Raw genomic sequence first — 21894 nt, 5'->3', positions numbered from 1 at the left:
TAGCCATTCCTGCCTAGGAAAGCGAGGGATAGTCGCTGTAGCCGGCCGCACCCGGCGTATACAGCAGCTTGCGGTCGAACTTCGACAGGGCCTGCCCGCTACGCCAGCGCCGCACCAGGTCGGGATTGCCGATGAAATGGCGCGCAAACGACACCGCTTCGCCCTGCCGCTGCGCCAGCGCCTGTTCCGCGCTGTCGATCCCGAAGCCGTCGTTGAGGATCAGGCGGGCGCCGAAGTGCTGACGCGCCAGCGCGAACGCATCGATCTCCGGCACCGGGGCGCGCATCACGTGCAGATAGGCCAGCTGCAGCGATGCCGCCTGGCGCATCAACTCGGCATGCGTGGCGGCCGAGTCCTCGTCGAAGGTATCGTTGTAGGTATTGCCGGGATTCAGGCGCAGCCCCACCCGTCCGGCGCCGATCGCGTCCGCCATCGCCGCCAGGCACTCGAACGCGAAGCGCGATCGTGCGGCGGCGTCGCCTCCATACCGGTCGGTGCGCCGGTTGCTGCCCGAACTGAGGAACTGCATCGGCAGGTAGCCGCTGGTGCCATGCAGCTCGACGCCGTCGAACCCGGCCGCGCGCGCGTTCAGCGCCGCGCACCGGTGTTCGCGCACCACCGCCTCGATCTCGTCGGCGCCGAGTTCACGCGGGTGGTCGAACGGCTGCATGCCGGCGCTGTCGGTGAACACCTCGCCCGCCGCCTGCAGCGCCGACGGCGCCACCGTGCCGACACCGGGCGGCTTGATGTGGCGGCTGCCGATCCGGCCCCCATGCATCACCTGCAGCACGATCAGGCCGCCGCGCGCGTGCACCGCATCGGTCACCCGGCGCCAGCCGTCGATCTGCGCATTCGTGACGATGCCGGGCTGGCGGCAATACGCCTGCCCGGCGGCGCTGGGCCAGCTGCCTTCGGCCACGATCAGGCCCGCCTCGGCGCGCTGCGCATAGTGGTCGCGCATGATCGCGGTCGGGACGCCCTCCGCGGTCGCGCGATTGCGCGTCATCGGCGCCATCACGATCCGGTTCGCCAGGCGCAGCTCGCCGAGGGTGACCGGCTCGAACAAATGTGTGCTCATGGGCTTGTCCCTCATCGCACGCGGATCCGCGGCGCCGGGGTACCGCGCCGCATCGTTTCGAGGAACTGCTCCAGCGGCGCCGGCGCAGCCACTTCGGGCAAGGCCTCCTTGTCCGGCCGGCTGGCCCAGAACTCGGCCCAGGACGGGAACAGGTCGTGGAAGCTGCCCGCATACGGCGCGCGCCCCGGCCAGCGCATCTTCATGTCGCCGATCGGCGGCTTGTTCTGGTCGCTGGCATACCAGTAGCACGGCAGGCGCCGGCGGAAATACCAGGCGCCGTCGATGCGCTCGTAGTCGTCCCAGTACAGCATCTGCATGGCCACCCACTCGGCCCCGCATTCATGCTCGTTCTTGGAATACACGACGCCGGTGGCCTGTTCGCTGTTCCTGAATTCGATGATGTGCTGGCCGAGGTGGTGCGAGGTGCCGGTGAACTGCTCGCGCAGGGTATCGGACTGCCAGGCCTTGAAGTGGGCGCGCCCGACCTTGTCCTTGCCGACCCGGATGTCGGGCGCGAACAGGTTGACGTGCGCGTCGAGGTCGCGCATGTCGAGCGACAGGGAGTATTTGGCCGCCAGCTGGCGGATGGCGTCGATCGATTCGAGCCGGTCGATGCGCTGTTCGAGCGTGGTCATGGCCGCCCTCATCCGAGTGCGGTCACCAGCACCGCCGAGCGGCCGCCGTCGACCGCCAGCGTGGCGCCGGTGACGTAGGAGGCTTCGTCGCTGGCCAGGAACAGGATCGCGTTGGCCAGTTCGGCCGGCTGGCCGACCCGGCCCAGCGGGATCAGCTTCTCGGTGTTGCGGCGCGCCGCCTCGTCGGACAGCATGCCTGCCGTTGCGGGCGTCTCGACCACCGCCGGAATGACCACGTTGACCCGGATATTGTCGGGCGCCCCTTCCGCCGCCGCCACCCGCGAAAAATTGATCACCGCCGCCTTGGCGGCGGAGTAGCCGGCCATCCAGGGCGAACCCAGCGTGCCGCAGATCGAGGACAGGTTGACGATCGCGCCGCCGTCCTGCTTCATCAGCTGCATCGCCGTGCGGGTACCCCAGAAGGTGCCGTCGACCGAGGTGGTGAAGTTGGCGCGCCAGTCCTCGGTGCTGATCGAGTCGATCGCGCCCCAGGTATAGGCCATCGCGTTGTTGACCAGGATGTCGAGGCGGCCATGGCGCCGCGCCGCGCCTTCGATCGCGCCGACATACTCGGCTTCGATGCCGACGTCGGCCTGCACCGCCTCCGCCACGCCGCCGTCCTGCGCGATGCGCGCCACCACCTCGTCGAGCATGCCCTTGCGGCGCCCGCAGATCACCACCGTCGCGCCCTCCTGCGCAAAGCGGATGGCGGTGGCCGCGCCGATCCCGCTGCCGCCGCCCGAAACGAATGCTACCTTGCCTGCCAGCCTGCCTGCCGGTTCGTGTGTCATGTCGTGCTCCTTAGATGAATGCCATGCCGCCGTTGACGGCGATGTTCTGGCCGGTCATGAAGCTGCTGTCCTCGCTGGCCAGGAACAGGGCGGCGCGCGCGATTTCGTCCGGCTCGCCCATGCGTCCCATCGGCACCGCCTTCAGGATCGCCTCCTCCCATTCGCCGGGCAGGCCCTGCATCATCGGCGTATTGGTCGGGCCGGGCACGATGGTATTGATGCGGATGCCGCTGGCGGCCACCTCCTTCGCGGCGCTGCGCGTCAGTCCCATGACGCCGGCCTTGGAGGCGCAGTAATGGGCCGGTCCGTCGCCATTCAGCGCCGCCGTGCTGGACAGGTTGATCACCGTGCCGCGGGTGCCGCCGGCGCTCATGCTGCGCACGGCCTCGCGCACGCAGTGGAAGGTGCCGGTGAGGTTGACGCCGATGACCCGGGCCCAGCTTTCGTCGGGCGTCTCGGCCAGCGTGTCGAACGAGCCGATGCCGGCGCTGTTGACCACGATATCGATGTGCCCGTAGCGCGTTATCGCCTCGTCGAACAGCGCGCGCACGGCGCCGCTGTCGGCCACGTTGACCGCGCGCGCCATGCCGGCGCGCTCCGGGACGCCGCCTTCGATGGTTTCCTGCGCCGCGTCCAGGTTCAGGTCGACCGCGACCACCACCGCGCCATGCTCGGCAAACAGGCGCGCGATCGCCCGTCCCATGCCCTGCCCCGCGCCGGTCACTACCGCTACTTTTCCACTGAGTTTCATCTGCTGTCTCCACGCTTGGTTGTATGCTGCATCGGCCGGATAGTCGGCCGCTGTCAGTCACAACCAGCGTAGCGCGGTGCGCGGGGTACACCATCGTCCGGGCGGACTACAGCACCTGCAAGCGCGCCTGTGCAGTCTGCGCGAGCTCGCGCTTGAGCACCTTGTTCGAGGCATTCAGCGGGAAGGCCTCGAACTCGAGCTGGTAGCGCGGCACCTTGTAGTTGGCCATGTGCTGGCGCGACCAGGCCGCCAGCTCGCCCTCGCCCAGCCTGGCCCCGGGACGCAGGATCACGCAGGCGCAGCCCACCTCGCCCATGCGTTCGTCCGCCACGCCCACCACGGCCACCTGGGCAATGGCCGGATGGGCCGCCAGGATGCGCTCGATCTCGGCCGGATAGCAATTGAAGCCGCCGACGATGAACATGTCCTTCAGGCGGTCGGTGATGCGCAGGTAGCCGCGCTCGTCGAGCACGCCGATGTCGCCGGTATGCAGCCAGCCGTCGGCGTCGATCGCTTCGCGCGTGGCTGCTTCGTCGTCGAAATAGCCCAGCATGACGTGGTAGCCGCGCAGCAGCACTTCGCCGGGCTGGCCGGTGGGCACCGGCTGGCCATCGGCGTCGGCGCAGCGCACTTCGGTGCCGGGCAGCGCCTTGCCGCAGGTGGTGGCGATGGTCTCGGCGCTGTCGGACGGGTCGCACAGCGTGGCGCAGCCGCCGCACTCGGTCAGGCCGTAGGCGGTGGTCACGCTGCGAAAGCCCAGTTCCTCGCGCATGCGCCTGACCAGGATCGGCGGCACCGTGGCGGCGCCGGTGCAGGCGGCCTTCAGCGAGCCGAGGTCGAAGGACTTCAGCTGCGGATGCGCCAGCATGCTCTGGAACAGCGTCGGCGGTCCCGGCAGGAAGCTGATGCGGTCCTCCTCGATGCGCCGCAGCACCAGGGCGGCATCGAACACCTGGCAGGGATAGACGGTTGCGCCGCGCAGGAAGGCCGCCACCCAGCCCGCCTTGTAGCCGAAGGAGTGGAAGAAGGGATTGATGATCAGGTAGCGGTCGCCCTCCTCCAGGCCGGTCACGGCGGACCAGGCGCTGAAGGCGCGGATGGCCGGGCCGTGCGCCGACAGCACGCCCTTGGCGCGTCCGGTGGTACCGGAGGTGTACATCAGGTCGGCGACGCTGTTGCCGTCGAGCGCAAGCTCGCGCGCATGCACGCGGGCCGGTGCGACCTGCGCCGCCAGCGCCAGGAAGGCCGGCCAGGCCATGTCGCCGCCCCCTTCCGGGCAGCCTTCGCGCAGCACGACCACGTGGCGCAGGCCGGCCGGGCGCAGGCCCTCGAGCAGGCCCGGATAATACTGGCCAAGGAAATCGCCGATGCAGAACAGCACCCTGGCGTCGCAGCGCTGCAGGATCTCGGCGGCCTCGGGTCCCTTCATCCGCGTATTGATGGGCACCAGTACCGCGCCGGCGGCGTGGATGCCGCAGGCGGCGATGATCCATTCATGCAGGTTCGGCGCCCAGATGGCGACCCGGTCGCCGGCTTCCACGCCGAGCGCGATCAGCGCCGCCGCCGCCTGTTCGCCGCGCAGCGCCAGTTCGGGATAGGCGATCGTCTGCGCGCCGTCGACGATCGCGAGGCGATCCGGGAACCTGCGCGCCGCCTGGCGGACCATCTGCGGCAGGGTCTGCGGCAGCAGTTCAACTTCACTCATATCGATTACTCCGGAAACTTGACACGGACTCGGGGAGTCAGGGGGACGGCCTGGCAGCTCAGGGTCCAGGCCCTGGCCAGGTCCTTCTGGTCCAGTACGTCGTTGTGGCGCAGGTGGACGCTGCCCTCCACGACCTGGCACATGCAGGCGGCGCACATGCCGGCCTGGCAGGAATGGGGCAGCGTCACGCCGGCGCGGGCGGCGGCGGCAAGCAGGGTTTCGTCACCGCCGCAAGGAATGTGGTGGGACACGCCGTCGAGCACGATCTCGAGTTCGGCGCTCTCCACGCCTCCAGGGGGCGCCGGCGCATGGAGCGGCGCGGCATCCTCGTCGGGCAGCGACACGAAGCGTTCGATATGTACCTGTGTCTCTGGCATGCCGGCCTGCCGCAGCGCGGTGGCCGCGGCATCCATGAATGGCCCGGGCCCGCAGATGAAGGCCTCGGCGTGGCGCCACGGACCTGCCAGTTCCGCCAGTCGCGGCGCCGTCGGCACCCCGTGCTCCGCGTCCAGCAAGTGGATCACCTGCAGGCGTTCCGGGTGGGCCGCCGCCAGCGCATCGAGCGCCTCGCGAAAGATCACCGACTGGCGATCGCGGTTGGCGTAGACCAGGCAGGCCCTGGCCAGGCCCGCCGCAAGCACGGAACGCAGGATCGACAGCACCGGCGTGATGCCGCTGCCGCCGGCGAACAGCAGGACGTCGCGATCGAGCGCCGCCGGCGTGAACACGCCGGCCGGCGGCATCACCTCGAGCAGGTCGCCGGGCTCGACGTGGTCGCAGATCCAGTTCGAGCCGCGCCCGTCGCGCACGCGCTTGACGGTGACCCGCAAACCCTGGTCGAGCGCGGGTGCGCTCGACATCGAATAGCAGCGCAGCAGGGTGCGGCCGTCGCATGGCAGGCGCAAGGTCACGAACTGGCCGCAGCGGTAGCGGAAGGCCTCGGACAACTCCGGCGGGACGTCGAGGTGCAAGGACCTGGCGTCCGCGCTTTCCTCGATCACGGCGCCTACCCGCAGGCCGTGGTAGCGCAGGCCGCTCACGACACACCCTCGGGAACGGTACGCGCCAGCAGGTCGGTGCGTTGCAGCGCGATCGGCTTGCCGGCCATGTGGGCGACAGCCCGGTAGCCGAAGGTCATGGCCGGGCCCAGGGTGGAACCGGCGCCCGGATAGGCCGGTCCCATCACCGACGCCGCGTTGTTGCCTGTGCAGTAAAGGCCGGCGATCGGCTGGCCGTCGCCGTCGAGCACGCGCGCGTCCTGGTCGGTCAGCAGCCCGCCCTTGGTCCCGATGTCGCCCGGGTACAGGCGGATCGCATAGAACGGCGCGCTGGCCAGCGGCGCCAGGTTGGGATTCGGCTTGACCGCGGGGTCGCCGTAGTAGCGGTCGAACACGTTGCCGCCGCGGTCGAAGTCGAGGTCCTTGCCGCTGGCGGCGAAGCCGTTCATCCGCGCGGCGCTCGCGGCCAGGCCTTCCGCATCGACGCCGATCTGCGCTGCCAGTCCGGCCAGCGTATCGGATTTCCAGTAGACGCTGCCATGCCACTTCTTCGGCAGGCGGTGGTCCGGCTGCGCCTCGCCCGGACCCAGCGGGCCCATCGGATACTTGCGGCGGAACTCGGCATCGAACACGATCCAGGCCGGGATGGCGCCGCCGCCCCTGGCCTGGTCGGCGAACATCGCCTGCTGGAATTCCGGATACGGACAGGATTCGTTGAGGAAGCGCCGGCCGGCGGCGTTCACCACCATGCAGCCCGGCAGCGAGCGCTCCACGAACAGCGCGCGGAAGCGGTCCTCCTTCGGCACCGACAAGGTCGGCGCGCCCCAGGTATGGGCCATCAGGTGGAGCGCCCCGCCGGCGTCAGAGCCGGCGCGGATCGCGTCCCCGGTGTTGCCGCCGGGCGGCGTGGCGGTCCAGGCCTGGTCGGTCGGCTTCGGCAGGTACTGCTCGCGCATCGCCTGGTTGCGTTCGAAGCCGCCGGCCGCCAGCATCACGCCCTTGCGGGCATTCACCGTGACCAGCTTGCCGTCGCGCTCGACGATCACGCCGGTGACGCGGCCGCCTTCGCTGCGCAGCGAATGCAGCGAGGTGTCGAGCCAGAGCAGGACCGGGCGCTTGCGCAGGGCCGCCAGCAGGCCGCCGACCAGGGCCTGGCCGCCGGTCATGCGGCGGTCGCGCCGGGTCTTGCGGCGCCACGGATAGTCGATCGCGTAGCGCAACATGATCCACATCAGCCTGAGCTTGGCGGTGCGCTCGCGCGACAGGATGGTGTGGGCCTCGAAGGCGTTCATGGTCATCCGGCCCAGGATCAGCTGGCCCGGATTGGTGGGGCGCAGCTGGGCCAGTCCCTCCAGCCCCAGCCTGGCCGCGTTGAAGTCGGCCGGATCCATGGTGCGTCCGCCCGGCAGCGCGCCGTCCATGTCCGGATAATAGTCGGAATACTTGGGCATGCTGCGGTAGCGCACCCCGAGCTGCTCGAGGTAGCGCGCCATGTCGCGCGCCGTTTCCACATAGGCCAGGATGCGCTCGTCGCTGGCCAGCCCGCGCGCGCAGGCGCGCACGTACCTGAAGGCGGCATCGACGCCATCGCGCAGGCCGACGCGCGGCATGTCGTGGTTATCCGGGATCCAGATGCCGCCGCCGGAGGTCGCCGAGGTGCCGCCCACCACCTGGGCCTTTTCCACCACCAGCACCGTCATGCCGGCGTCGGCCGCGCGAATTGCCGTGAGCAGCGCACCGGCGCCCGAGCCGATCACCACCACATCGAAAAAGTGTTCCACTACCGCTCCTTGGGGTTATCCATGAGGGTGCAAGCCGGGCTTCGGCTTGCCCGCCGGGACACGGTCCCGGCGTAGTGAATCGTCCCATTTCGTGCGGTCCGGTGAATCGTCTGTCCGGACTAAACAGACGCCGCGGCGTGTTTCAGGTACCGGCGTACTCGCGCTTGAGCGCCGTCTTGAGCAGCTTGCCGACCGCGTTGCGCGGCAGCGCACCGGTATGCAGGTGCACCCTCGCCGGCACCTTGTAGGGGGCCAGCCTGGCGGCCACGTGGGCCTGGATGTCGGCGCCGGACAGCGCGGCGCCGGGCCTGGGCACCACCACCGCGACCACCGCCTCGCCGGCCCGCTCGTCGGCCGCCGCCAGCACCGCCACCTCGAGCACCTGCGCATGCTGCAGGATGCAGGACTCGACCTCGCTGGCGGCGATCTTCTCGCCGTTGCGGTTGATGACGTCCTTGATCCGGTCGATGACGAACAGGAAGCCTTCCTCGTCGAGATAACCGATGTCGCCGCTGCGGAACCAGCCGTCCTGCATGGCGCCGGCCGTGTTGACGGGATCGCCCCAGTAGCCGTCCATCAGGCTGACGCCGCGCAGCCAGATTTCCCCCGGCTGTCCGGCCGCGAGCGGCGCGCCGTCGCTGCCGGCCACGCGCAGCGTCATGATCGGCGACAGCCGTCCCGAACTGCGCGGCTTGTAGACGAAGACGTCGCCCGAGGCCGCCGTGGCGACGCCATTGGTTTCGGTCAGGCCGAAACCGACCCCGGACATCGACTCCGGCTTGCGCTGCATCAGCTCGTCGACCGCGCGCTGCGGCAGGCCGGCCCCGCCGAACCCGAGTCCGGCCAGGCTGGCGGTGGCCTCGTCGAAGCCGGGTTCGGCCAGCAGCTGCATCACCATCGACGGCGCGCCGTTGAACTGGGTGACGCGCTCGGCGCGGATCAGCTCGAGCGCACGCGCCGGATCCCAGCGGTGCATGAACACGATGCGCCGGCCATGGCGCAAGGCCGACAGCAGTTGCGCATGCAGGCCGCTGACGTGGAACAGCGGCACCGCCGCCAGGATGGTGGGCGCAAGGCCGCGCTGCACGATCGCCGCCACCCGCTGCGGCGAGGCGAGTGCCGACACCGCGCCGATGTAGTCGATGTTGTACAAGGCCTGGCAGACGGCGCGCTGGCACGACAGCACGCCCTTGGCCTTGCTGGTGGCGCCCGAGGTGAACAGGATCAGCGCCGGGTCGTCCGGCGCCAGCCGCACTGCACGCGGCGCCTGCGCCGGCCCGTCCAGCAGCTCGTGCAGGCGGTGCACGCGCGGCAAGGGCCCCGGCGGGTCGTCGACCACGATCGCCGTCCAGTCCAGCGCCACCAGGTCCGGAGCGATCCGCTCCAGGCGCTCGCCGTCGCACAGGATCACCCGCGGCTGGACGTCGCGCACGCTGCCCGCCAGCTCGGCGCGCAGGCCGAAGCTGTTGATCGGCGCCGGCACGGCGCCGATCTGCGCCGCCGCCACGAAGGCCACCGCCCACTCGGGCCGGTTGCGCATCATGATCGCGACCCGGTCGCCCGGCGCGACGCCGAAGCGCTGCTGCAGCTGCGCAGCCAGCGTATCGGCCGCGGCGAAGAAGCGCGCGAAGCTCCAGCGCTCGCCTTCGTACACCATGAATTCCTTGTCTCCATGGACGCGCGCGGCCGCGAACAGCTCGGGCAGCGTGGCGAAGGCATTGCGGTACATCGGGACCGGCACGCCACCGATCTCGTGCTGCACCAGTTCGAACGGCGCGCCGGCGGCGGTCAGCTGCTGCTGGCTGCGGCTGGCGATCTGCTCAATGTCGGACATGTCAGAAACCCTTCAGGATGGCGTAGCGGTCGCGGTGGAAGACCCCGTCGCCGAATGTTTGCTGGATCACCCGGCCGCGCTTGACGAACAGGCCGAGCTCGAGTTCATCGGTGACGCCGATGCCGCCATGCAGCTGGACCGCCTCGTTGAGCGCGCGCTCCGCGAGGTCGGCCGAACGCGCCTTGGCCAGGCTGGCCAGCGGCGCGACCTCGGCGCTGCCGCTGTCGATCGCCTCGAGCGCCGCGGCGACACAGCTGCGCAGCAGCTCGATATCGACATACAGGCGCGCCATCCGGTGCTGCAAGGCCTGGAACGAGCCGATCGCGACGTCGAACTGGACCCGCTCCTTCAGGTAGGCATTGGTGCGCTCGAACACCTCGCCGATCACGCCGAGCGCCTCGGCGGCCAGGCAGATGCGGGCGCGGTCGAGCACCGGATCGAGCAGCGCGAAGCCTTCGTCCGCCCTGCCCAGCAGCGCCGTGTCGTCCAGCCGCACGCCGGACAGGCGCACCCGCGCCGCGTTGCGGCTGTCGGCCATCAGGCTGCGCCGGACCTCGACGCCTTCGGCGCGCGGATCCACCAGGAACAGGCTCAGGCCATGGGCGTCGCCCGGCGCGCCGGCGCTGCGCGCCGCCACCACCAGCAGGTCGGCCACGTGGCCGTCCAGCACGAACCATTTTTCACCGTCCAGCACCCAGCCGCCGGCCTCGCGGCGCGCCGTGGTGCGCACCGCGCAGGGAGCGTGGCGGCCCTCCTCTTCCAGCGCCAGCGCCAGCAGCTTGCCGCCGTCGATGACTTCCTTGATCAGCGCGCGCTGGCGCGCATCGCCGCCGGCCAGCAGCAGGCCGCCGCCCAGCACCACCGACGACAGCAAGGGCAAGGCCGCCAGGGTGCGGCCGGCCTGCTCGAAGACCGCGCCCAGGCCCTTGTAGCCGAAATCGAGCCCGCCTTCGGCTTCCGGAAACACCGCGCCGGCCCAGCCCAGCTCCGTCACTTCGCGCCACACGGCGGGATCGTAGCCGAGGGGGTCGCGGGTGTCGCGCAGGCGGCGCAATGCGCTCGCCGGCGAGCGGGCGGACAGGAATTCACGCGCGGTATCGCCCAGCAGGCGCTGCTCCTCGTTCAATAACATGCTCATGCTGATTTCCTCATGTCGTTCCTCATGCCGGCAGTCCGAGGACCCGCTTGGCGATAATGTTCAGCTGGATTTCCGACGATCCGCCCGAAATGGTATAGGTCTTGGCCAGCAGCCAGAAGCGGCAGATGTCATGCTCCTCGTCGCTGAATTCCTCGCCTTCCCAGCTCAGGCCGCGATGGCCCATCAGCTGCATCAGCAGCTCATACTTGGCCACCTCGTGCTCGGTCATCACCAGCTTCATGATCGAGGCCAGCGCGCCGACATCCATGCGCGCCGTCGCTTCCTCGGTGAGGCGGCGGTGCGTCAGCGTGAATGCATGGCCGTCCATCAGCAGCGCCGCCAGGCGGTCGCGCCAGACCGGTTCGCGCAGCCTGCCGTCGGCGTCGAACAGGTAGCGCCGCGCCACCGCCAGCGCATCGTGCGAGGGCGCCGCGCCTTCGGTGAACTTCGCCATGGCGGCGCGCTCGTGCAGCAGCAGGCGCTTGGCCACCGCCCACCCGCCGTCGAGCTCCCCGACCAGGTTCGCGGCCGGCACCCGGACCTCGTCGAAGAACACTTCGCAAAAGCTCGACTTGCCGCTGATGAGTTCGATCGGCTTGACCGTCACCCCGGGGCTGCGCATGTCGATCAGCAGGAAGCTGATGCCGTCCTGCTTGCGCGCCGTGTTGCTGGTGCGGACCAGGGCGTACATCCAGTCGGCCTGGTCGCCGTAGGAGGTCCAGATCTTGGCGCCGTTGACGATGAAGTCGTCGCCGTCGCGGCGGGCCGAGGTCTTGAGGCTGGCCAGGTCGGAACCGGCGTTCGGCTCGCTGAAGCCCTGGCACCAGCGCACCCGCCCCGCCATCATCGGCGGCAGGTGCGCGCGCTTCTGCTCCTCGCTGCCCACCGCCAGCAGCACCGGGCCGAGCATCCAGACGCCCAGGTTGTATTGCGGCTGGCGGCAGCCGAGGGCCGCCATTTCCTGCTCCAGCACGGCGGCCTGGGCGGCGCTCAGGCCGCCGCCGCCGTATTCCTTCGGCCAGTCCGGCGCGAACCACCCGCGCTCGCGCATGCGCTCGAACCACAGGCGCTGGTCGGCGTTCCTGAATTCGAGGCGCGAGCCGCCCCATACCATCTCGTCGGGCACGATCGGCGTACGCATCGACGGCGGGCAATTCGCCAGCAGCCATGCGCGCACCTCGTCCCGGAATGTCTCCATCTCACTCATCTCGTCTCCTGTTGAGCCGCATTTTTTTACTTCATTATGCTGAATGTATACCTGCCGTCGTCATCGAGCACGCGCCGGATCGTCCCCGCGTAGCGCAGCCAGGACAGGTGGGCGATCGCTTCGCCCAGTCCCAGCAGATGGTCCATCGGACTGCGCAGCTTGGGAAACATGCACATCATCGCCTCGAAGGCGGTGCAGTCCGGATTCTCCCTCACATAGGCGCCGACCTTGTCGAATTCGCGCGCATGGTGCTCGCGCAACTGCTGCACCCTGGCGTGCAGGCCGCGGTAGACCCGCTGGTGCGACGGCAGCACCAGCGTGTCCGCGGCCAGCTCGTCCAGCCGGTCGAGCGACTCCAGCCACAGCTGCAGCGGATTGGCCTCCGGCTCGACGCAGGTCACCGCCACGTTCGAACTGATGCGCGGCAGCAGCTGGTCGCCGGCGACCAGGATCCGGTCGTCCTCGCAGTACAGGCAGGCATGCTCGGGCGAATGGCCTTCGCCGATCACCACGCGCCAGCGCCGCGCCCCGATCTCCAGCACGTCGCCGCCACGCAGGCGCCGGAACGCCAGCGGCGCGGGCGCCAGGAAGGGATCGGCGTGCAGCGCTTCCATCATGGGCGCCATCACGGCGTCCGGCATGCCGGCGCGCGTGAAAAAGTCCCGGTGCGCGTCCGGCATCGGATCGCTTGGTGGCAGCGAGGCCATGCGCAGCATGTAGTATTCGCCATGCGTCATGTACAGCGGCACCTTGAAATGCCCGGTCAGCCAGTGCGCCAGGCCGGCATGATCATAATGATAATGCGTGCACAGCACGGCCTTGACCGGCAGGCCTTCCAGGTGGGTGGCGGCGATGTGCAGCCACAACCGGCGTACCGCCTCGGTATTCAGCCCGGTGTCGACCAGGGTCCAGCCGTCGTCGGCGCGCAGCAGGTAGACGTTGATGTGGTCGAGCGACATCGGCATCGGCATCCGCGCCCACAGGATGCCGGGCGCCACCTCGACCACGGAACCGTCCGCCAAGGGCGGCTCCAGCGGATAGTCGAGCGCGGCCGGGAGGGAGTCGGGCGCCATGTCAGCGTACCGGACGCGGCATGCCGAGCCCGAACTGGGCGATCAGCTCGCGCTGCAGCTCGTTGGTGCCGCCGCCGAAGGTCAGCAGGGTCGACTCGCGGATTTCATACTCGATCTCGGCGCACAGGCGCGCCGCCGCGCTACTTGCGGCGCCCGCGCGCACCATCGCACCGGCGCCGAGGATCCCGCTCAGCGCGCGCAGCACCTCGATCACGCCCTCGGAGCCGTAGACCTTGGTGGTGGAGGCCAGCGCCACGTCCAGCCCACCGCCTTCCAGCTCGGCCGCGATGCGGAAGTTAATCAGGCGCATCGCCTCCAGCCTGGCATAGCACTCCGCCAGCGAGCGCCGCACCCAGGGCTGGTCGACCGCGCGGCGGCCGTGCTCGTCACGCGCCTTGGCCCATTGCAGCACCTTGCAGAACGGTCCGAACACCTTGTCGGACCAGGAACCGAGACCCAGCCGCTCATGGTTGAGCTGGGCGGTGATCAGTTTCCAGCCGCCGTGCAGTTCGCCGACCAGCATGTCGCGCGGCACCTCGACCTCGTCGTAATAGGTGGCGGCGGTCGAGTTGGCGGTGGTCTTGATTAGGGTGTGCGAAAAGCCGGGCGAGCTGGTGTCGACGATCAGCAGCGAGACGCCCTTGTGGCGCTCCAGCTCGGTGCTGGTGCGCGCCGCCAGCCAGACGTAGTCGGCCGACTCCACGCCGGAGGTAAACAGCTTGTTGCCGTTGACAATGAAACGGTCCCCTTCCAGGCGCGCGTGGGTGCTCAGCGCGGCCAGGTCGGAGCCGGCGTTCGGCTCCGAATAGCCGATCGCAAAGATGATGTCGCCGCTCGCCATACCCGGAAGAAACTTTTTCTTCTGGGCTTCGGTGCCGTGCGCCATCAGCGCCGGTCCGACCGTGCTGATGGTGACGAAGGGCAGCGGCGCGCCGGCGATGTTCGCTTCCTCGAAGAAGATCAGCTGCTCGGTCGGGCCATAGCCCTCGCCGCCGTGCTCCTTCGGCCAGCCCACCGCCAGCCAGCCGTCGCGGCCCATCTGGCGGATCGTGTTGCGGTACAGGTCGCCGCCTTCGGAACCGCGCAGCGCCAGGCGCAGTTCGGGGATCATCAGTTCCTGGAAGTAGTCGCGCACGCGGATGCGCAGGCGATGCTGTTCGGGAGTCAGGTCTACCAGCATGGAATGCTCCGTTCTGTCAGGTGTTGCTCAGGATAAGACCGCTGGTGGGCACGCCGCTGCCGGCGGTCACCAGCACGTTGTGCACATCCTTGACCTGGTTGACGGCGCTGCCGCGCACCTGGCGCACGCCCTCGGCGATGCCGTTCATGCCGTGAATGTAGGCTTCGCCCAGCTGGCCGCCGTGCGGATTGATCGGCAGCGAACCGCCGCGCGCGTGCTGGCCGGCGCGGATGAAGTCCTTGGCCTCGCCGCGGTCGACGAAGCCGAACTCCTCGAGCTGGGGCAGCACGAAGGGGGTGAAGTGGTCGTAGATGATGGCGGTCTGGATATCGGCCGGCGTCAACCTGCTCTGCTGCCACAGCTGGCGCGCCACCAGCCCCATTTCCGGCAGGCCGGTGATGTCGTCGCGGTAGAACGAGGTCATGCTCTGCTGGCCGCTGCTGACGCCCTGCGCCGCGCCCTTGATCAGCACCGGCTTCTGGCGCAGGTCGCGCGCGCGCTCGGCCGAGGTGATCACCAGCGCCACCGCGCCGTCCGACTCCTGGCAGCAGTCCAGCAGGCGCAGCGGCTCGCAGATCCAGCGCGAAGCCTGGTGCTCCTCGAGGGTGATCGGCTTGCCGTAGAAGAAAGCATTCGGATTGGTGGCGGCAAACTCGCGCACCGCCACCGAGATGCGGCCGAAGTCCTCGCTGGTGGCGCCATACAGGTGCATGTAGCGGCGTGCGAACATCCCGACCCAGGCCGCCGGCGTGTGCAGCCCGTAGGGCATGTACCAGCCGTAGTTGACGTTGTCGAAGATCGGGGTCGAGCCGAAGCCGTAGCTGCCGCTGCCGAAGCGGTACCAGGAGCGCTCGTTCATGGCGCGGTACACCACCACCGTCTTGGCGGCGCCGGAGGCCACCGCCATCGCGGCGTGCATCACCGGTGCGCAGGCGGCGCCGCCGCCGTGCGGGATCTGGGAAAAGAAGGTGACGTCCCTGGCGCCGAGCAGGCGCGCGATCTCGTACTCGGGCACCTTGTCGACCGAGTAGGAACAGAAGCCGTCCACCTCGGACGGCGCTATGCCGGCGTCGGCCAGCGCCTGCAGCGTTGCCTCCATCGCCAGCCGCAGCTCGGTACGGCCGGAGTTCTTGGAAAATTCGGTGGCGCCCAGGCCGACAATGGCCGCGCGTCCGGAAAGGGAATCAAGTGACATGGTAGGGTTTCCTTGGATGCGCGGTTCAGGGCAGGTGCACGCGCACCGTGCCGCTGACGTGGGTGCCGATCGAATTGGTGCCGGCCAGGGACAGCTCGACGCTGCGGTCCTCGGGCCGGACGGCGCTGACCTTGCCGCTGAAGGACATGGTGTCGCCCGGGTAGTTCGGCGCCCCCAGCCTGATCTTCAGCGAGGCCAGGCGCGCTTCGGCGCCGGCCCAGGATTCGACGAAGCGCTGCACCAGCCCGTTGGTGGTGAGGATGTTCATGAAAATGTGCGGCGAACCGAGCGCGCGTGCGGCTTCCAGGTCGTGGTGGCCGGGGAAGTAGTCGCGGGTGGCGATCGCGCCGCCGGCGATCAGGGGCACGGTGATCGGCACCGCCAGCGCCGGAAGGGCGTCGCCGACGGCGACATCGTCAAACCGCATGGTCTTCTGGGAGGTCATATTTCCAGCCTAAGTGAGTATGATCGGCAAGCCAGTCGCCCAGCTTGGCAAGATTCTGTTCGACGCCGCCCAGCGTCAGGCCCAGCACGCGGCTCCAGAACAGGAAACGGTGGATGTGGAAGGTGATGTCGACGCCGATGCCGCCGTGGACGTGCTGCGCCATGTGGCCGATCTGGTGGCCGGCGCTGCAGGCCAGGTGGTGGGTCGCCCAGCCCTGCGGCGCGGCGCCGAGACCGGCGTCGATCCGGTAGACCAGCTGCCACAGCGAACTGCGCAGGGCCTCCAGCGCGATGTGGCCGTCGGCCATCTGCCCGGCCACCAGCTGGAACGAGCCGATCACGCGGTTGAACTGCCTGCGTTCGCTCACGTACTCGACGGTCCGGACCAGCTGCTGCGCGCTCACGCCCAGCTGCAGCGCGGCCAGGCAGGCGATCGCGCGCGGCTCGACCCAGCCCAGCGCCCCCTCGTCCAGCAGGGCCGATGCGGCCACGGCCACCCCGTCGAAGCGCAGGTCCGCCACCGCCAGGTGGTGCTGGCTGCTGCCTTCCACCTTGCCGATTGCGGCGTGGTCCAGGTTGATCAGCATCAGGCGCGCGGCGCCGTCCAGCGCCACGCCGGCCAGCAGCCATGCCGCTTGCGCGCCCAGCGGAACGGCGGCGGCAAAGCCGTCGAGCCGGTAGCCGACGCCCTCGCGGCGCGCCTGCAGGGCCGGTCCGCGCGCTTCGGCCAGGCCGCCCAGCGACACGGTCAGCAGCGCATCGGGCGGCAAATCCTTCAGCGCCGAACGCAGCGGCGCCGAACCGAAGCGCAGCGCCGCGGCCAGCGCCAGCTGGTGCTCCCACAGCGGCACCAGCGCCAGTGCGCGGCCCTGCTGTTCCAGCACGCCCATCAGCTCGGCCATGCCCAGTTCCAGGCCGCCGTCGGCCTCGGGCACCAGGATCGCCTGCAGGCCGCCGGCGACGCACTGCCGCCACAAGTCCTGCATGTAGGGCTGTCCGGAGGCGTCGAAGGCGCGCAACTGCTCGTCGCTGCAGTAGTCGGCGAACAGGGCCTGGGCGATGTCGGCGAAGGCGCGCTGGTCTTCAGTGAGTTGAAAGTCCATGGTGTCCCCTTCAGGCGGCCGCGGGCCGGAATTGCGGCAAGGTCAGGTCGCCGTCGAACTGCTGGAATTCGACCTCGAGCTGCTGGCCGATCTCCAGTTTGGCGGGATCGACCCCGACCAGCTGGGCGACCAGGCGCGTGCCCTCCTCCAGTTCGACCAGGCCGATCGGGTTCGGATGGTCAAAGGGCGCCACCTCGGGGTAATGCATCACCACGAACGAGTACAGGGTGGCGCGGCCGGAGGCTTCGAGCGCATCCCATTCGAAGCTGTGGCAGTCGGGGCATACCGGGCCGGGCGGGTGGCGCAGGCTGGCGCAGGCCTTGCAGCACTGGATCAGCAGCTTGCCCTGGCGCGCGCCTTCCCAGAAGAAGCGGGTGTCGTCGCTGACGCCCGGCATCGGGCGCTTGACCTTGGGCGCCGGCGCGCTGGCCGGACGAAACTTGAACACCCGGAACAGCAGGGTGCCAACCTGCTCGTCGCCGTCCTCGCGCTGCGAAAAGTAGGTCATCACCAGGGTGACGAAGAAGCCGGTCCCCAGGCCGGTGGTCTTTTCCTCGCCGACGGCGTCGAGGCGGGTGGTGTAGTACAGCTTCTCGCCTTCGCGCAGGTAGCGGGCGAACTCCAGCTCGGAATTGACCGCCACCACCGACCCATAGCCCTGGGCCTCGATCAGCTGCAAGGCCTCGTAGGGATTTTCCTTCGTCGAGCCAGGCGGATAATTATTCTGGTGCAGGCCTTCCATGCACCAGACCTGCAGCATGGCCGGCGGCACCAGCCCCTCCCCGCCATGCACCGGATGGGCCACCCCCATCACCTCGCACCACTGCCTGGCCATCGGCGCATTCACCGGGTCCCAGGCATACACGCGACCGTATTCCTTGCCCACCAGGGCACGGACCTCTGTCATCCAATCTTGTTCAACCAAGGCAGTTCTCCTCAAGATCATTCGTCGTTGCGACTGCTGCTGACTACGAATTTACAAGGAGCGCCCCGGCCCGCATACGTCCGTGTGGACGATGCCGGACTTGCGCCGGCCGCCGAACATGAGCGCACAACAGCCCGATCGACACAACTATTTGGAGGATGTATGGCAACATCGAAGGAGTACCGCCTGGGGGACTTCACTTTCCCGCGCGGCTGGTTCATGGTCGCCGACAGCGCCGAGCTGGACACCCACAAGCCGGTGGCCGTGCGCTTCTTCGGCAAGGATTTCGCGCTCTACCGCGGCCGCGCCAGCGGCAAGGTGGTGCTGCTCGATGCCTACTGTCCGCACATGAAGACCCACCTGGCCGCGCCGAACACCACTTCCTACGTCGTCATCGACGGCGGCGGCAGCAATGTCGAGGGCGACGGCATCCGCTGCCCCTACCACGGCTGGCGCTTCGGCGCCGACGGCAAGTGCGACGACATCCCGTATCACCAGGGCCCGATCCCGGCCGCGGCCTGCGTCAAGTCCTGGCCCGTGGTCGAGAGCCTGGGCGCGGTCTGGGTCTGGCACGATCCGGAAGGCGGCGCGCCGGAATGGGAACATCCATCGCTGCCGCAGTGGGACGATCCGGCCTGGGTGCGCTGGAAGTTCGACCACCTCGGCATGCTGCAGCAGCATCCGCAGGAAGTCATCGACAACATCGCCGACTACGCGCACCTGAGCCCGATCCACGGTTCGACGGTCCAGCAGTACGAGAACATCTTCGCCGGCCATACCGCCACCCAGCGCCAGTGCGGTCCGCACCGCACCCTGGTGGCGGAAGACGGCGTCAGCACCATCCTGCATACCGACACCACCTATCATGGCCCGGGGGTCCTGATTTCCTACCTGACCGGCTATCTCGAGTCGATCCTGATGATCACCCATACTCCGGTGGAGGATGGCAGCATCAAGGTCTGGCATGCGCTGCTGGTCAAGTCGGCCGGCAACCATGAACGGGCGACGGTGGCCGACCTGGTGGCGGCGCGCCAGTTCCAGGAATCGAGCCGGCTCGCCTTCATGCAGGATTTCGAAGTCTGGACCAACAAGGCGCCCTGCCTGCAGGGCCTGTTCCTGCCCAGCGACGGCCCGTTCATGAAGACCCGCATCTGGTACAAGCAGTTCTACAACCCGCGCGCCAGCAAGCACGAGTACCTGGACCAGTGCGAAGGCAGCTATGTGCCGCGCGGCGCGCTGGCCTATTCGGAAGCGCTCTAGCGGGAAGCGGCGCGGCATGCCAGCCGCGCCGTCCTGTCAGCGCCTGGCCGCGTGCAGTCCCGCCATGCGGCCGAAGAAGGTGGAGTCGCCCAGCGACATCCCGGAACTATAGCCTTCTCCCCAGCGCGGCAGGCCGCAGGCGGTGCGCCCGGCCGCGTACAGCCCGGCGATCGGCGCGCCCCCGCCGTCGAGCACCTGCCCGTCCGGCGTCGTGGCCAGCCCGCCGAGCGTGAAGGCGTGGGCGGGCATGTCGGCCGGACAGTAGCTCAGCGCGGCGAAGGGCCCCCTGGCCAGCGGGCGCAGCCAGGCGGCGGCCTTGTGGAAGGCCGGGTCCTGGCCGGCCGCGGCGTGGCGGTTGAATTCCTCCACCGTGTGCACCAGCGCGCCGGCCGGCAGCCCCAGCTCCTGCTCCAGTTCTTCCACGCTGTCGCCCACCGCCGCCACCGTGATGTCCGGATGGATCATCGGCCGCGCGAAGATGCCTTCGTCGACCAGCAGCCAGGCCCGCCCGCCGGGCTGGCGCAGCACGTAATGGGCGACCCGGCCGTGATACGCGTCCTCGTTGATGAAGCGGCTGCCCCGCTCGTTCACGAAGATGCCCTTGACCAGCGATTCGGGCGGAAAGAACGGCAAGGTGGCGAAGAACTGGTCCATGTGGATCGCCGCGGCGCCCACCCCGATTCCCATCCGGATGCCGGAGCCGTCGTCGTTGCCGGCCGAGACCACCTGCTGGCAGCCGAGTGCGGCGGGCGCGTACTGCGCCACCATGTCGCGGTTGACGATGAAGCCGCCCGCGCACAGGATCACGCCGCGCAGCGCGCGCACGAACCGCGGCGCGCCGTCGACCCGCGCCACCAGGCCGACGATGGCGCCGGCATCGTCCACCACCAGGGTCAGCACGCGGCTGCTGACATGGGCGACGGCGCCCAGGGCCAGCGCGCGCGCCGACAGCCGCGCCATCAGCATCTTGCCGGCGCCCCAGCCGTCCAGCTGGGCGGCGTGGCCGCGCGGCGCCGGCCTGGCGCTTTCCGAGAACGGCCAGGCCTGCTCGGAGCCGGACCACACCAGGGTGTCGTCGGTCAGCGGCTCCAGCCACTTGCCGGGCAGGTAAGTCCCCTTGAAGGGCACGCCCTGCTCCTGCAGCCAGCGGAAATGCGGCTCGGCCTGGGCGGCGTAGAGTGTGGTGCGCGCCGCGTCCGCGCCCGGTCCGCCCGCCATCATCAGGTAGTTGTATAAATCCTCGGTCGTATCCTCGAAGCCGGCGGCGCGCTGCACCGAGGTGCCGCCGCTGCCGCCGACATACACCTCCCCGCCCGACAGGGCGGCGCTGCCGCCGGCGGCGGCGGCGACCTCGAAGATCGTCACCCGGGCGCCCGCCTGCCGCGCCTCGATGGCGGCGCAGCTGCCCGCGGCGCCGAAGCCGACGACCGCGATGTCGGTCTCCTCATCCCATTGGGGAACGTCGGCCGCGCGGCAGGGCCGCGACGGCGAATACTGGTTCTGCATGGTTTTTCCTCGGCTAGTGAAAGAACAGGCGGCTGATGGTGTCCACCACGCAGCCGGGACGCTCGGATCCCTCGATCTCGACGGTGATGCGCACGGTCACCTGCACGCCGCCGCCCGCCTCCTCGGCGCGCAGCACCAGGCCGTGGCCGCGCACGCGCGCGCCGGCCCGGACCGGGGCCGGGAAGCGCACCTTGTCGCAGCCGTAGTTGACGCCCATTTTCAGCCTGTCGTAGGCGATCAGCTGCGGCAGGAAGCAGTTGGCCAGCGCCAGCGTCAGGTAGCCGTGCGCGACGCAGGCGCCGAAGGGGCCGTCCGCGGCGCGCACCGGGTCGACGTGGATCCACTGGTGGTCGCCGGTGGACTCGGCGAACAGGTCGATGCGTTCCTGGCCCAGGCTCAGCCAGTCGGTCACCCCGAGGTCGCGGCCCTGCGCCGCCAGCACCGCGGCGACGGAATCGAAGCGTGTGCCCATGTGGTCCTCACGCATGCTGCGAGCTGACCGAGAGCACTTCGCCGGTCATGTAGGACGAGTAATCGCTGGCCAGGAACATCATCACGTTGGCCACTTCCCAGGGTTCGGCGCCGCGTCCGAAGGCTTCCTTGGCGGTCAGTTCGCCGAGCAGTTCTTCCGAGGCGGATTTTTTCAGGAAGGCGTGCACCGCGATCGACGGCGCCACGGCATTGATGCGCACGCCGAAAGCGGCCGCCTCGAGCGCGCTGCAGCGGGTGAAGGCCATCACGCCGGCCTTGGCCGCCGCATAGTGGGCCTGCTCGGCCTGGGCGCGCCAGCCCAGCACCGATGCGTTGTTCACGATCACGCCGCGGCCGCGCGGCCGCATCGCCCGCATCATCGCGCGGGTCATCCGGAAGGTGCCGGTCAGGGTGACGTCGATCACCTTGTGCCACTCGTCGTCGCTCATCTCCAGCACCAGCTTGCTGGTGCCCAGGCCGGCATTATTGATCAGCACATCGGTGCCGCCCATGCGGCTTTCGGCCGCCTCGACCAGCGCCTGCACCTGGTCTTCCTTGCTGACATCGCACAGTTGGCCGTGGACCTCGCGCAAGCCGGTCTGGCTGCGGATCGCCTCGACCGCTTCGGCCAGGCGCCGCTCGTGCACGTCGGAGATGACCAGGGCGCGGCAACCCTCTTCGGCGCAGCGCAGGGCGGCGGCGAAGCCGATGCCGGCGCCGGCGGCGGCGGTGACGAGAACGGACTTGCCGGCCAACAGGGCGTGCGGCGGGACATACTCGGGAGCTGGTTTCATGGGGACTCGTTTCGGGATTCTGGGG

At 69.4% G+C, this 21894-nt stretch carries 20 protein-coding genes; 1 reads left to right on the top strand and 19 read right to left on the bottom strand.

Features of this window, described 5'->3' with window-relative positions; all coding sequences use genetic code 11:
- Window positions 1–13 precede the first annotated feature (13 nt).
- From H162_RS0110100 to H162_RS0110025, 16 genes are all read right to left on the bottom strand, one after another.
- Window positions 14–1078, bottom strand: a complete 1065-nt coding sequence (locus tag H162_RS0110100) for an alkene reductase (RefSeq protein WP_026354471.1) — start codon at window positions 1076–1078, stop codon at window positions 14–16.
- An 11-nt stretch (window positions 1079–1089) separates the two neighbouring features.
- Window positions 1090–1713 carry a nuclear transport factor 2 family protein gene (locus H162_RS0110095; protein ID WP_020653342.1) on the bottom strand — a complete coding sequence of 208 codons (624 nt, stop codon included), beginning with the start codon at window positions 1711–1713 and terminating at the stop codon, window positions 1090–1092.
- Between the two features lie 8 nt (window positions 1714–1721).
- The gene (locus H162_RS0110090) at window positions 1722–2504 is read right to left on the bottom strand and encodes an SDR family NAD(P)-dependent oxidoreductase (RefSeq protein WP_020653341.1); all 783 of its coding nucleotides are present in this window, start codon (window positions 2502–2504) and stop codon (window positions 1722–1724) included.
- 10 nt (window positions 2505–2514) lie between these two features.
- Window positions 2515–3255, bottom strand: coding sequence for an SDR family NAD(P)-dependent oxidoreductase (locus H162_RS0110085; RefSeq protein ID WP_026354470.1), 741 nt, complete (start codon window positions 3253–3255; stop codon window positions 2515–2517).
- 106 nt (window positions 3256–3361) lie between these two features.
- Window positions 3362–4960 (bottom strand): FadD3 family acyl-CoA ligase, encoded by a 1599-nt coding sequence (locus H162_RS0110080; protein ID WP_020653339.1) that lies wholly within the window; start codon window positions 4958–4960, stop codon window positions 3362–3364.
- Between the two features lie 5 nt (window positions 4961–4965).
- Complete coding sequence (locus H162_RS0110075; protein WP_020653338.1) at window positions 4966–6000, bottom strand: ferredoxin--NADP reductase; 1035 nt, start codon at window positions 5998–6000, stop codon at window positions 4966–4968.
- Window positions 5997–7739: an FAD-dependent oxidoreductase gene (locus H162_RS0110070; RefSeq protein ID WP_020653337.1), complete on the bottom strand. Its 1743-nt coding sequence runs from the start codon at window positions 7737–7739 to the stop codon at window positions 5997–5999. Before H162_RS0110070 ends, H162_RS0110075 begins: the two co-directional genes overlap by 4 nt.
- Before the next feature lie 142 nt (window positions 7740–7881).
- Window positions 7882–9573: a class I adenylate-forming enzyme family protein gene (locus tag H162_RS0110065; protein WP_020653336.1), complete on the bottom strand. Its 1692-nt coding sequence runs from the start codon at window positions 9571–9573 to the stop codon at window positions 7882–7884.
- A gap of 1 nt (window position 9574) precedes the next feature.
- Complete coding sequence (locus tag H162_RS0110060) at window positions 9575–10711, bottom strand: acyl-CoA dehydrogenase family protein (RefSeq protein ID WP_020653335.1); 1137 nt, start codon at window positions 10709–10711, stop codon at window positions 9575–9577.
- A gap of 22 nt (window positions 10712–10733) precedes the next feature.
- Complete coding sequence (locus H162_RS0110055; protein WP_026354469.1) at window positions 10734–11918, bottom strand: acyl-CoA dehydrogenase family protein; 1185 nt, start codon at window positions 11916–11918, stop codon at window positions 10734–10736.
- Between the two features lie 26 nt (window positions 11919–11944).
- The gene (locus H162_RS0110050) at window positions 11945–12991 is read right to left on the bottom strand and encodes an MBL fold metallo-hydrolase (RefSeq protein ID WP_020653333.1); all 1047 of its coding nucleotides are present in this window, start codon (window positions 12989–12991) and stop codon (window positions 11945–11947) included.
- 1 nt (window position 12992) lies between these two features.
- A complete protein-coding gene (locus tag H162_RS0110045; protein WP_020653332.1) occupies window positions 12993–14171 on the bottom strand; it encodes an acyl-CoA dehydrogenase family protein in 1179 nt (392 codons plus the stop codon).
- Window positions 14172–14187: 16 nt separating this feature from the next.
- Window positions 14188–15366: a lipid-transfer protein gene (locus tag H162_RS0110040; protein WP_020653331.1), complete on the bottom strand. Its 1179-nt coding sequence runs from the start codon at window positions 15364–15366 to the stop codon at window positions 14188–14190.
- Between the two features lie 25 nt (window positions 15367–15391).
- Complete coding sequence (locus tag H162_RS0110035) at window positions 15392–15793, bottom strand: MaoC family dehydratase (protein WP_229452004.1); 402 nt, start codon at window positions 15791–15793, stop codon at window positions 15392–15394.
- Window positions 15783–16913, bottom strand: a complete 1131-nt coding sequence (locus H162_RS0110030; RefSeq protein WP_020653329.1) for an acyl-CoA dehydrogenase family protein — start codon at window positions 16911–16913, stop codon at window positions 15783–15785. The genes H162_RS0110035 and H162_RS0110030 overlap by 11 nt, the downstream gene beginning before the upstream one ends.
- Before the next feature lie 10 nt (window positions 16914–16923).
- Entirely contained in the window at window positions 16924–17820 is an 897-nt protein-coding gene (locus H162_RS0110025) for a Zn-ribbon domain-containing OB-fold protein (protein ID WP_020653328.1), read from the bottom strand.
- A gap of 180 nt (window positions 17821–18000) precedes the next feature.
- On the opposite strand from H162_RS0110025, the gene H162_RS0110020 reads away from it, so the two are divergent.
- Window positions 18001–19098: an aromatic ring-hydroxylating dioxygenase subunit alpha gene (locus H162_RS0110020; RefSeq protein WP_020653327.1), complete on the top strand. Its 1098-nt coding sequence runs from the start codon at window positions 18001–18003 to the stop codon at window positions 19096–19098.
- A gap of 36 nt (window positions 19099–19134) precedes the next feature.
- On the opposite strand, the gene H162_RS0110015 is transcribed toward H162_RS0110020, so the two are convergent.
- From H162_RS0110015 to H162_RS0110005, 3 genes are read right to left on the bottom strand one after another with little or no spacing between them, the layout of a single operon-like run.
- Window positions 19135–20604, bottom strand: coding sequence for an FAD-dependent oxidoreductase (locus H162_RS0110015; protein ID WP_020653326.1), 1470 nt, complete (start codon window positions 20602–20604; stop codon window positions 19135–19137).
- A 13-nt stretch (window positions 20605–20617) separates the two neighbouring features.
- Window positions 20618–21076, bottom strand: coding sequence for a MaoC family dehydratase (locus H162_RS0110010; protein ID WP_020653325.1), 459 nt, complete (start codon window positions 21074–21076; stop codon window positions 20618–20620).
- Window positions 21077–21083: 7 nt separating this feature from the next.
- On the bottom strand, window positions 21084–21869 hold the full coding sequence (locus H162_RS0110005; protein ID WP_026354467.1) for an SDR family oxidoreductase: 786 nt from the start codon (window positions 21867–21869) through the stop codon (window positions 21084–21086).
- Window positions 21870–21894: the final 25 nt, after the last annotated feature.

The organism is Massilia niastensis DSM 21313, from assembly GCF_000382345.1.
Lineage (GTDB): Bacteria > Pseudomonadota > Gammaproteobacteria > Burkholderiales > Burkholderiaceae_D > Telluria > Telluria niastensis.
Note: the sequence above shows the minus strand (reverse complement) of the source record. Positions and strands in the feature narration are given on the sequence as shown.